The organism is Polaribacter vadi (assembly GCF_018861005.1).
Lineage (GTDB): Bacteria > Bacteroidota > Bacteroidia > Flavobacteriales > Flavobacteriaceae > Polaribacter > Polaribacter vadi_A.
Genome location: NZ_JAHKQL010000015.1, coordinates 317,278 through 330,781, shown reverse-complemented (window position 1 = coordinate 330,781; position 13,504 = coordinate 317,278). Strand labels below are relative to the sequence as shown.

Genomic DNA, 13,504 nt, shown 5'->3' with positions numbered 1-13,504 from the left:
GCTTCTTATTTGTTTGTTTTCAACAAACATAAGATTTCAATCACAGGTTCCAGACCCAGATTTGGGTCTGAGAGCTGATTGGATGAGAGGTTCATTAGGTATGTTGTGGCTTCCAGAAAATAATTATGGTGGTAATATTGAAGGAAAAAGAATTGACGACTTTCTAAATCAAATTAGTCATCTAAAAACTATTGATTTTATTCAAGTTGGTTTGGCAAGTCCTTATATTTATTCTCCTGTCCATACAGCTCCACATACTATTTTAGAAAGTTTATGGCAAGGTGATACTGATAATGGAGATCTTATAAATTTAGTTGTTCCACGTGCAGAAGTAGATGATCCTTTTTTAAGTTGGCTAAAAGCAATTAGGGCTGCAGGTCTAAAAACTGAAGTTTATGTAAACTCTTGTAACCTATTACAATGGGAAGCTTTTGGAGATGCACCAGATGCATTCCCTGATTTTTCTAATCGTTGGAAAGCATATTGTGATGAAAATCTTCAAGATTTTATCGATAGTAAAGATTATCATACAGATGGTGTAAATGATGATCGTAGACCATATATGTTCTGCTATGCTGAGTTTATTTTAAAAGAGTATGCTACACGTTATGGAGATTTAATTGATGCTTGGTGTTTTGATGCTGCTCATGTTAATATGGGAGCAGCAGGAGATGATTTTAGTACTGGAGATATAAAAGATCAAAGAATTTATCAAGCCTTTGCAGATGCAGTTCATGCAGGAAATCCAAATGCAGCTGTAACATTTAATAATGGAATTGGAGATAGAGATAGTGATCCTTTTTTACCATACAAAAGTCCTTCAATTTTTGAGGATTATAAATTTGGACATCCTTTTGGAGGTGCAGGAAACATGGTTGAGCCAAGAGATCCTTTATATACAGTAAACTTTGGAGTTTGCGAATATATGAGAGATAATAACGGACTTCCATATACAGGTGATAATATAGATTGGAATGACAATGTAGTTGCACATTTTTTTCCAAAACAAAGCAAAACTTCTTGGAATGATGGTGGAGCTCCTTGTTTAACAGATGAAGAATTTGTAGAATGGAACAATGTAGGATTAATTAATGGAGGGGGTATTACTTGGGGTACACCTCTAGTGAGAACAAATTTAAATAATTCTCCAGATTTAACACTTCAACCATATGCACTTACACAATTTGAATTGGTAGATGCAGATCTTAGTGTAAATCAATTTCCAGGGGAACCTAATTGGGCAAGACAATACACAATTTTACCTACTGCTTATAATGGTATAAAATATAACCATACATTAACAGAAGGAGTTGATTTTTGGGATCCAGAAGGGGATGTAATAACATCACTTATAGCTCAAAATAATTTTCCATCTTGGTTAACAATTGCAGAAACTTCAACAGGTGTTTGGACATTAAGTGGAATGCCAGCAGAAACAGAAGATACTAACTATGAGTTTGATTTAAGAGCGAGTGATACTTCTGGTGGAAGAAATAGAACTGTTAATTTAAAAGTTATTAAAGAATTAATTATTGAACCAAAAGTTTTTGAAGTAGATATACAAGCTACTGAAAATACAACATATAATTCTGGTGCTGTAACAATGATTGGTGTAGGTAAAATACCTAGTTATGAGGATGTTTTTAACATAGAAATTACTGTAACACCAATTGGTGATTTTACAACAAACCCAAATGCAGTTATAGTCTCTGGAACAAGTGATACCAAAGGAAATTCAACATCAAAAAGTTGGGGAATTAGTAATGATGGTACAAATGATGCTTCTAATGATAGAATTTTTGCAGGAAATGAGCAATTTTCTGCTACTATAAGTAATGCAAGAATAACTAATATTACTGGTTCATTAGGGTTAACTTCAGACAATATAATTATTGATACCTTTAAATCTATTACCATTGTGAATGGTCAAAGTATTGGAGATAGATTTACTTTTTCAGCAGACGGTTCAGCTGATTTTAATCTTGATCAGTTTGAAAATGAAATCGTAAAAGTTGTAGATTTAGTGAGTGAGTCATCAGATAATCAAATTGAAAGCTTTACTATTAAAAACGGTTCTACAGCAACCAATGACAAGTGGTCGGTTGATAAAATTACAGTACAGGTTACTATAAATACTTCTTCATTAAGTGTTCAAGATTTTAAAAATGAATCTAAAGCCTTTAAATTATACCCTAATCCAGCAAAAGATAATATTTCATTCAATAGACAATTACATAAAGTTAAAATAATTGATGTTACTGGAAAGACACTAATAAACTTTATTAATGAAACTAATAATATTGATACTTCTTATTTAAGATCAGGTGTTTACACATTAAAAGGGATTGATGCTAAAGGCCAAATAATTACAAAAAAAATTATAAAACAAACTCCAAACTAAATTTAATAAATGCTAATTTATAATGAAAAGTAAAGAAAATACATCAATGAATACTGCTAAAAGCAGTATTTTAGTTCTGATTATTTGCTTATTATTTGGAGCATACAATACAAAAGCTCAAGCAGAAGACCCACAACAAGGATTACGTGCTAATTGGCTTAGAGGTACTTGGGGTTTAAATTGGAAACCTGTAGATTTATATAATGGAGGACATGAAGGTTTATCAATCAAACCTTTTTTAAATCAAATAAGTCACTTAAAGACCATTGATTATATTCAAGTTCACTTAGGAGAGTCATCCATAAAATCTTCTGTACATATGGGGCCACACCCATTATTAGAAAGTTTTTGGGAAGGAGATACAGATGGAAATGGAGATCCAATTAACTTAGTTGTACCTCGTGCTTCTTTTGGAGAAGATCCATTTTTGGAGGTTATAAAAGACGTAAGAGCAGCTGGAATGAAAGTCATGGTCTATGTAAATAGTTCTAATATGCTTAATCGTTCAGGATCAACAAATCCAGATTATATCCCAAACATTACAGAACGCTGGAAAGCTTGGTGTGATACAAATGTAGAAGCTCAAGCCTTTATAGCTAGTCAGTCTTATCATACAGGTATTTGGAATGCAGCCACAGGAACGTATGTAGATGCTACATCAACCTATCCTAATCGTAAATATATGTTCTGTTACGCAGAATTTGTACTTGAAGTTTATGCTGAACGTTATGGAAACTTAATTGATTCATGGTGTTTTGATTCAGGAAGTTATATGGCATTAAATGGAGACACTCAAACAAATGGTGTTTATGAAGATCAAATGATTTTTAATGCATTTAAAGCCGCTTGTCATGCAGGAAATCCTAATGCAGCACTTTCTTTTCAAAATAGTCCTGAGAGACAAACTGAAGAGTTAAATCCGTTTTCAGAAGCTGTACATGCAGATGATTTTATGTTTGGACATCCTTATAATGGAGGTAAAGATGGTGGGAGTCATACAATTGGTGATCCTTCACTTTATAGCCGAAATTACGCACATATCGAAAAAATTAAGGAAACCAATGGAAATGTACATTCTGGTATAGATCCACAAACTTGGACTTGGGATGACAAAGTAGTTGGTCATTACGATCCTCCTATGAGTACTACTTCTTGGAATGGAGGTAATACTCCTGCATTAAGAGATGATGAATTTAATCTTTGGAATTTAGAAGCTGTACAATATGGAGGTGCAATCTCTTGGGGATTACCATTGCAAGGTAAATCTTCAGGTGATAATAATAAATACATAGCTAATACTTGGGCTTTAGAGCAATTAAATGGAATGGATGCTCATTTAATGAAGCTAGAATCTCCAGGAGCTCCTAATTGGGCAAGGCAAGAAACTGTTTTGTCAACAGCTATAATAGGAGAATCTTATAATCACATTTTAGTGGATGGAACAGATTTTTGGGATCCAGAAGAAGTTGGAGTTACAGGGCTTTCTATAGTGTCTAGTAATTTACCTTCTTGGTTAACTATAGCACAAACAACATCAGGAACTTGGACCTTAAGTGGTACACCTACAGAAACAATAAATACAGAGTATAAATTAGTTTTTAGGGCTCAAGATGCAGATGGAGCATCTGATAGAGAGTTAATGCTAAAAGTGCTTACACATCATTCTGGTTTTACAGATCTTGGAAATGGCTCCCCTGTTTGGTCAGCTGCCTCATATAATTTATCAGAAGGAAAAATAGCATTGTCTTATAATGATAATTTAAAATTAGGAACCCATTTTTATGATTTTGAAGGTGATGACTTAACAATTACAAAAACAGCAGGAGCAGATTGGCTTCAAATTGAAGAAATTGCAACTGGATATTGGCAATTAAGTGGTACTCCAGCAGAATCAGATGAAGGTGAAAATTCGTTCACTTTTATGCTTAGTGATGGTACTAACTCATCAACTGCAGAAATTCTTATTACAGTTAGTCGTGTAGTAATTAGTGATGAGAATGTTAAAATAATAGCTGAAGCTAGTACTAATTACGGAATAAATACTGTCGCTAAAATGTATTCAGCTGTACAAACTGCTCCAGATGGTTTAGCAACATTTAGAATTTCTATAGATGTAACACCACCAACAGGACAAGCAATAATTTCAGGAATTTCTGGAGGAGATGCAACAGCAAATTCTTGGGGAATTGGTGATGGAACAGATGATAATCAAGATGATGTTTTTAGAGGTTTAGAAAATGAATGGACAGAAAGTATCAATAATATTCAAATTGTAGATTTTAACTCAAATGGAGGTGATTTAACTACCGAAAATATTACAATGTACTTTAAAGCTATTACCATAGTAAATTCTCAATCTCCAAACGATTTTGTAGCCTTTAAAGTAGATGATGTAGTATCAGATTTTGGTAAAGCAGAAAACAAAACAGAAACTATAGATATAGAGGCAGTAACATCATCAAGTAAAATTACCGATTTTGCTGTTGGAACTGGTGGTACTTCTGTATCATCAAATAAATGGTCTGTTGATAGTATCTCAGTATTAGTAGATTTTAATGAAACTTTATCAAATACAGATATAAATGTTGATAAAGAAAAAGTTTTTAATCTTTATCCTAATCCAGCAAATAATCGAATTTCATTTAACATGCCATTGCATGCTGTTAAAATTATAGATGTAACCGGAAAGGAATTGAAAACTTTTTCGAAAGAAACACAAAATATAGATATCTCAGATTTTATATCGGGTATATACGTACTAAAAGGGATTAGTACTGAGGGAAAAACTATCATAAATAAATTTATAAAACATACTTCAAAATAATTCAATTTCAACTAATTCAAACAATGAATAGCAAAGAGAAAATATTGATGAATGTGGGTAAGAGTAATTTCTTATTCATACTTTTTTGTTTGCTATTTGGAGTATTTAATACACAGTCTCAAGTTTTTTATAATGAAACATCGTCAAACGAAATAGTGTCTATAGAAGGTGCGGCTGTTTGGAATAATTCATCAAATGGAGGTTTTGAATATGATAATAATGGCACAAGTGTTCAAAATAGATCATTATTATATTCCACATCTGGTTTCCAATCTGAAGATGGGTTTAAGTTAACAATTGAATATGCTACAGGATCAATTGCAGACATTGCAAGTCATAATTTTTCTTTTGGTTTGATTAGTGATGAAACTGATTTGTCAACTTATGCAGGATTTAATCCTTTTAGAGCAACTGAATCAGTTTACAGTATTGGTGCTAATTTAACAACTAATGAAGATGCTACAGCTAGAGGGTTAAATTTTACGAATACTATAGAAAGAGTTACTTTGGATGAATCTGGAACCAGAATACAATTTGTTGCAGGAGAAACCACAAAAGTTACTATAGAAATTGGTATTGGTGGATATTGGTCTTATCGTATTAATGATGTTTATGAAGCATCTGGAGTTTTATTAAATGGTTTTGATTTAAGTAAAAATTACCATGTTGCTGTTTATGGGCAGAGTGATAATGAAAAGTCTATTCAATCTATTACATTAGAAAAAAGATACGCAGCAGGAGAAAGAGCTGAACATTTAAGAGGTACTTGGAGTTCTGAAATTCTTGTAGATTTATTGGATGATAGAATAAAAAACTTAAAAACACTGGATCGTTTAGCAGTGAGTTTTACCAACGGTGCTGTATTATCGGCAGAACATAAGGTGCCTCATAAATTGTTTGATATATTATCAGGTGGAGATGCTGCTGCTCCTTCTTGGGGAGATTTAAATTCAGATTCACCAGAAGATGATAAGATGCTAGCAGATATTTTAAAAATAAAAGCTGCAGGGTTTAATGTAAAAGCCTACACAAATTCAGAAAATTTTGTTGGCCCAAATGCAGATTATCTTCAACCATTTGTAGATAGTTGGATAGCATATTGTGACACAGACCCAGATGTTCAGGCTTTTATTAATAGTAAACCTTATCATACAGGTATTTGGAATAGGACTACTGAAACCTATGAAGATGCAAGAGATACTTATCCTATGCGAAAATATATGTTTTGTTATGCAGAATATTTTCTAAAAGACTATGCGTTACGTTATGGAAAACATTTTGGTTCTTGGATTTTTGATGATGGTAGCACTATGGAACAAAATGGAGATAATGCTACAAGTGGTCTTGTAGAAGAACAAAGGATATATCAAGCTTATGCAAATGCTATTCATGCAGGGAATCCTGATATTCCAATTGCTTTTAATAACGGTAGGAGCACACTAAATTACAACTCTTACCCTTTTGCACATACTATAAGATTTGAAGATTTTACTTTTGGACATGCTTTTGGAGGAAATAATAATCATGCTGAAAAAATAGATGGAAATCAATTCAATTTGAATTATCAACATATAACACGTATGACAGAAACTAATGGTTACGTGCATGCAGATGGAGATTGGGATTGGGATGATAAAATTGTAGGTAATTTTCATTCAAAATTATCAACAACAGCATGGAAATATGGACCTAACCAAGCATGGGAGCAAGACGATTTTAATCAATGGAATCTAGAGACTATGCAAGCAGGTGGTTCTATGACTTGGGGAGGGTCTTTTAATAGATCTGAAACAACAATTTATGATTGGGTATATGTGCTTTTAGAAGGGTTGGATGATTATTTAGCACAGTATGAAAATCCAGGGGCACCAAACTGGGCTAGAGCCCATACTATTTTACCAGAAGCTTACGCAGGAATACCTTATGCTCATACATTAACAGAAGATGTTGATTTTTGGGACCCTGAAGGAGATACCATTACATCACTTGTAGCATCAGGTAGTTATCCTTCTTGGTTAACCATTACAGAAACAGCATCTGGTGTATGGACTTTAAGTGGAACACCAACTGAAATTGTAGAAACAGATTATGAATTTAACCTACAAGTTAACGATGCTTCAGGAGGAACTAATAGAAAAGTAGACTTAAAAGTTATTTCAAATTACACTTTAAAAGATGTTTTGATAAAAGCAACTGCAAATACTAATTATGGAATAGGTACAAAGGCTGTAATGTATTCTGATATTCAAACTGCACCAGATGAATTGGCAACTTATAGAGTTTCTATAGATATTACGCCTCCAAGTGATAAAGCAGTAATTTCGGGTAATTCAGGAGGGTCAGCAACAGAAAATTCTTGGGGTTTAGGTGATGGAACAGATAACACACAAAATGTTATTTTTAGAGGGAGTCATAACGAGTGGGTAGATAGTATCAATAATATTCAAATTGTAGATTTCAATGCTAATGGAGGTTCGTTAACTTCAGATAATATAATTGCTAATTTTAAATCTGTTACTATTGTAAATGCACAATCTGTAAATGATTTTGTTTCATTAAAATTTAATGACACTAATACTGATGCAGGAAGATTAGATAATCAAACTAAAGAAATAGATTTAGCAACTGTTTTAAATACAGATACTATACAGGAATTCGGAATAGGTGCTGGAAACACAGAGCCTACCAATAAATGGTCAGTAGAAGGCATTAATGTAGCTGTTCAATTTAAAGATAACACCTTATCTATATCTGATATAAATCAAGAACAAAGAGAAGAGTTGAGGCTATTTCCAAATCCTGCAAAAACTCAAATTTCATTTAATATCAATTCTGTAAAAACTCAAATTTTTGATGTAACAGGAAAACTGGTAAAAGTTGATAATAATAGAAAAAACACAATTGATATTTCAACTTTAAAAAGAGGACTATATATTGTTAAAGTACAAAGTGAAGAAGGAACTATCTACTTAAAAAAACTATTAAAAGAATAAATGAATATAAACCGTATTTCATATAATTATACTATAAAGATAAAACTTAAAGTAGTTTTTATAATTTGTTATCTAACTACTGTAACTGTTGTTAGGTCTCAGATTATTGGCCCTGAATATATCAAAAACACATTAACAGAAGCTGGTGTTTTTAATACCCCAAGTTATACTTTTACAACGGATTATGATGAATATCGTGAACACGATAATATTAAAGGCTTATTTATTGATGCACTTGATAGTAATGGACAACCAACAAAAGTATTTTCTTGGTATGGTGTTCCAGAAAATTTGGCATCTGGAGAAAAAGCACCAGCAGTTGTTTTAGTACATGGTGGAGGTGGTACAGCTTTTCCTAATTGGGTAAAACAATGGACTGATCATGGTTATATCGCTATTGCCATTGCGCATGAAGGGCAATTACCTGGAGCAAAAGATCCTTGGTATCCAACTTGGGAATTTTCAGGCCCAAGACGTGCTGGTTTTTTTAGAGATGCAGATGAAACGCTAGATCAACAATGGTTTTATCATGCAGTAGCAGATGCAATTTTAGCCAATAGTCTTTTGAAAAGTTTTCCAGAAGTTGATGAAAATAATATCGGTATAAACGGTATTTCTTGGGGAGGCATATTAACAAATGTTATTACTGGAATTGATCAACGTTTTAAATTTTCAGTACCTGTTTACGGTTGTGGTTATTTGTATGATAGCCCACATTATAGTCAAGATTTATTAGTGATGAGTGAAGCAGAAAAAGAGTTTTATTATAACAATTGGGAACCATCATTATATATTCCTTTACAAACTTTACCCATTTTTTATGTAAATGGAAATAATGACAAGCAATTTGCGATGAATATTGCTACACCCAGTTATAATCTTATACCTAGTGAAAAATATCTTCGCATAGAACATCTTATGAAACATAGCACAGTAGCTGGATATGCTCCTGAAGAAATCTATAGTTTTGCCGATTTTATCACTAAAAATGGTAAAGCACCTATTACAGTATCAATTGATAATGTACAAAATAATAGTGTAACTGCTTCGTATATTGGAGATATAGAAAGTGCTGTTTTACATTATACAACAGACGTTGCTAACTGGGCACAAGACACTTACGATTGGTTGAATGTACCTGCTACAATTAATCAAACTACAAATAAAATTACAGCTGAGATACCAGAAAACACAAAATATTATTACATCAATGTAACTACAGATAACGATTTTATCTATAGCAGTGTAATGAAAGAAGTAATTGACACATCAAAAACCACTGTTGAGGTTTCTATAAAAGCAACAGAAAATACGACATACACTTCTGGTGCACTAACTATGATAGGTATTGGAACTGTGCCAGAATCTGATGCAACTTTTGAGATAGAGATAACAGTTACACCAAATGGTGATTTTACAACCTATCCAAATGCAGTAATTGTTTCTGGAACAAGTGATAATAACGGAACTTCAACGACCAAAAGTTGGGGAATTAGTGATGATGGAGCAAATGCCGCAAATGGAGATAGAATTTTTCAAGGAGATCAACAATTAACAGCCACAATTAGTGATGCTAAATTGGGTACAATTTCAGGTGCAAGCGGTTTAACAGCAAATGATATTACAATAGACACATTTAAATCAATTACGATTGTAAATGGTCATAATACAGGTGATCGATTTACTTTTTCAGCAGATAATTCAGCAGATATTGAACTAGGAAGATTTAATGGAGAAGCCGTCAAAATTGTAGACTTAGTAACAGAAGCATCAGATACTAAGATAGAGTCTTTTACCATCAAAAACGGATCAACAGAAACTAACAACAAATGGGCCGTAGAAAACATTTCTGTTTTGGTTGATGTTGATGTATCAAACATAACTTTAGGAGTCAATAACACTATAAAAAAGATACAAGAATCTTTTGTTATTTTTCCTAATCCTGCAAAAGATACACTTACCATTTCCTATGATTTTGATGATATTGAAATTTATAACGTGTTAGGAAAAAAAGTAAAAAACTATAAAATCAATAATAAAATTTTAAATATATCTAACTTAAATAAGGGGATTTATATAATAAAAGCAAAAACAAATAAAGGCAATACATATTCTAAAAAATTTATCAAATTATAACTATATGAAAATAAAAATAGTAGCATTTTTTTGCGTAGTAATTTCTTTAAGTTGTGTATCATCAAAAGCACAACAAAAGGTAGAAAAAAAACCAAACATCATTTTCATTTTTGCAGATGACTGGGGTTATGGAGATATAAGTGCACATGGCAGTACTTGGATAGAAACACCTCATATTGATAAAATGATTAAAGAAGGTATGGATTTTGCGAATTTTACAGTAAACAGCCCTGTATGTTCACCAAGTAGAGTTGCAGTGATGACAGGTCAGTTTCCTGCAAGGCAATCTATTCATCAACATTTCCAAGGATGGAAAGCACATAAAAAAAGAGGAATGCCAGATTGGATGGACGCTACAGATATGTCGTTTCCAAAACATTTTCAAAAAGCAGGTTATACAACTGCTCATTTTGGAAAATGGCATTTAGGTTGGAAAGCAAAAGATGGTCCTAAAGAAAGCGATTATGGTTATGATGAATATGCAACGTTTAACGGTTCTGGAACAATAAGTATTCCTAAATCTAAATCTGTAGGTGTAGATTATGCAGAAAACTTCATCAAAAAAAATAAAGACAAACCATTTTTTATAAATCTTTGGTTACATGAAGCACACACAGCACATTATCCACAAGAACGTTTTATGGATAAGTTTGGTAACCTAGATGAACAAAAACAAGTATATGCTTCCATTATTGCAGAAGGTGATGAAGCTGTTGGTAGAATCACGAAATTGTTAAAAGAATTAAACTTAGATGAAAATACATTAGTGGTTTTTTCTACGGATAATGGTCCAGAATGGGAAGGTTCAGAAAAAGAAAAACTACATAAAGGCAATGAAGAAAATGGTGTAGCAGGTCTTGGTAAATATTATTCTGTTGGTGAAACAGGAGGTTTAAAAGGACAAAAAAGATCTTTATTTGCAGGTGGTATTCGTGTACCATTTGTGGCTAAATGGCCAAAAGTTATTCCTGCAGGTGTAGAGGATAAAAATTCTGTAGTAACTGCAGTAGATTTATTACCTACATTTTTCGAGGCAGCTGGTATTGCAATGCCAAAAGATTACAAACCTGATGGAGAAAGTATGATGTCAGCTTTTAAAGGGAATGGATTGGAAAGAAGTAAACCTATTTTTTGGGAATGGAGAGGTGGCTCAAATCAAGATTATACTTGGCCTTCATTAGGTGTCAGAGATGGAGATTGGAAGTTAGTTGTTGATAAAACTGGAGAAAAATATGAGTTATTCAACGAAAAAGAAGACTGGAAAGAAGAGAATAACCTTGCAGAAGAAAATCCTAAAAAAGCTAAAGAATTGCTAACTATGGTAAACAACTGGAAAACAACTTTACCAACAGAACCAAGAGCTAATGCATTATCTTCTGTAAGAAATAAAACAAAAGCTAAAGGAAACAAGAAAAAGAAAAAGAAAGAATAAAAAAAGATTAATTGTATCAATAATCAAAATTTACTATTTACTTAATATGAAACATACTGCTAAAATATTTTTATTATTATTTTTCGCAATAAATTTAGGTTGTAAAAAAGAGCCTGAACTTACTTATGAACAAATGAGTTCATCAAAAGAAAAATCTAAAGAAGCTTTTAATGATGCCAAATACGGTATGTTCATACATTGGGGTTTGTACTCAATACCTGGGGGAATTTGGAAAGGAAAAAAAATGGAGGAATTAAAAGGGCCTAGGGTAGCAGAATGGATTCAATTTGGTGCACAAATACCAAGAGCAGAATATGCTGAATTAGCACCTCAGTTTAATCCAGAAAAATTTGATGCGGATGCCATTGCAAAATTAGCCAAAGATGCAGGAATGAAATATTTGGTGATAACGTCTAAACATCATGATGGTTTTGCAATGTATGACTCTAAAGTAAGTGAATATGACATTACTGATTCAAGCCCTTATCCAAAAGATATTGTACAAGAATTGTATGATGCTTGTAAAAAATATGGGGTAGATTTTGGATTGTACTATTCTCATAATATAGATTGGATGGACGCCAATGATTGTGGTTTGTCTGAATATATAGCATCTGGAGGCGAAATGCATGCCAGAGTAAAACGTAAAGCAGGTGTTAATACTTGGGACCCAAGTCCGAATACATTTTCAGAATATTTAGAGGATAAAGCATATCCTCAAGTTAAAGAAATTCTTACAAAATTTCCTGATATGACTAGTTTGTGGTATGATTATCCACACTATGTTACTCCAGAACAAAGTCATGAGTTTTACAAAATAGCCTATGATTTACAACCTAATATGTTAGTAAATTCTAGAGTGGGTAACGATTTAGGCGATTTTGATATTCCTGGTGATAATAAAATTCCTAAAGACCATTTAGCAATTACAAAACCTTGGCAAACTGTTGGCACAACCAATAATTCATGGGGATATAAATCTTATGATAAGGATTGGAAATCTGTTAAAGAGTTGTTGTTTTGGTTAACAGAAATAGTGAGTAAAGGAGGTAATTATATGTTGAATATTGGGCCAAAAGCATCAGGTGAGGTTCCAATAGAATCTGTCAATAATTTATTAGAAGTAGGGAAATTTTTAGCAGTAAATGGTGAGGCTATTTACAATACAAGAAAATGGAAAGTTACCAAAGAAGGACCTACTAATATTGAAATGAATGGTACACACGACAGAGCAAAAAAAGCAGATTTAAAATTTGAGTTTACTCCACAAGATTTTTGGTTTACTCAAAAAGAAAATACGGTGTATGCGATAGCACTTGCATATCCACAAGAAAACGAAAAGGTGATTATTGAAAGCTTAACTCAAGAAAACTTAGCAGAAATAAAAAGTGTAACCTTATTAGGTGATGATTCAGAAGTATCTTGGAAACAAACCAATGATGGTTTGGAGATAGAATTAAATCAGAAAGAATTGAATCCGAATGGGTATGCTTTAAAAATTGAATATTAATATTTTATTTTCGAACAATAAAAACTAAAATACTTAGAAAATATTCTATAAAAATGATACTTTCATTGTAAACTCTTTCATATTTCCCAACAAAGTTCTTTTGAGTCAAGTTATAAATGATAGCTGTGATGTATGCAAGAATTCTTGGACAAATTAAAGTAGATTTAGTAGTTGTGTATTGGTATAATTACCTTTCATTTTTATTGAA

Annotated in this window: 6 protein-coding genes; all 6 read left to right on the top strand. The window is 32.4% G+C overall.

Going from position 1 to position 13,504, the window contains the following annotated elements; genetic code table 11:
- Positions 1 to 82 precede the first annotated feature (82 nt).
- The 6 genes from KO506_RS08165 to KO506_RS08140 are packed head-to-tail and all read left to right on the top strand — an operon-like array spanning position 83 to position 13,296.
- Positions 83 to 2,401, top strand: a complete 2,319-nt coding sequence (locus tag KO506_RS08165; RefSeq protein ID WP_215994403.1) for a T9SS type A sorting domain-containing protein — start codon at positions 83 to 85, stop codon at positions 2,399 to 2,401.
- 22 nt (positions 2,402 to 2,423) lie between these two features.
- Positions 2,424 to 5,225 (top strand): T9SS type A sorting domain-containing protein, encoded by a 2,802-nt coding sequence (locus KO506_RS08160; protein ID WP_215994402.1) that lies wholly within the window; start codon positions 2,424 to 2,426, stop codon positions 5,223 to 5,225.
- A 23-nt stretch (positions 5,226 to 5,248) separates the two neighbouring features.
- On the top strand, positions 5,249 to 8,218 hold the full coding sequence (locus tag KO506_RS08155; protein ID WP_215994401.1) for a T9SS type A sorting domain-containing protein: 2,970 nt from the start codon (positions 5,249 to 5,251) through the stop codon (positions 8,216 to 8,218).
- Positions 8,219 to 10,354 (top strand): T9SS type A sorting domain-containing protein, encoded by a 2,136-nt coding sequence (locus KO506_RS08150; protein WP_215994400.1) that lies wholly within the window; start codon positions 8,219 to 8,221, stop codon positions 10,352 to 10,354.
- 4 nt (positions 10,355 to 10,358) lie between these two features.
- On the top strand, positions 10,359 to 11,786 hold the full coding sequence (locus KO506_RS08145; RefSeq protein WP_215994399.1) for a sulfatase family protein: 1,428 nt from the start codon (positions 10,359 to 10,361) through the stop codon (positions 11,784 to 11,786).
- Between the two features lie 46 nt (positions 11,787 to 11,832).
- Positions 11,833 to 13,296, top strand: coding sequence for an alpha-L-fucosidase (locus KO506_RS08140; protein ID WP_215994398.1), 1,464 nt, complete (start codon positions 11,833 to 11,835; stop codon positions 13,294 to 13,296).
- The last annotated feature ends 208 nt before the right edge of the window (positions 13,297 to 13,504 follow it).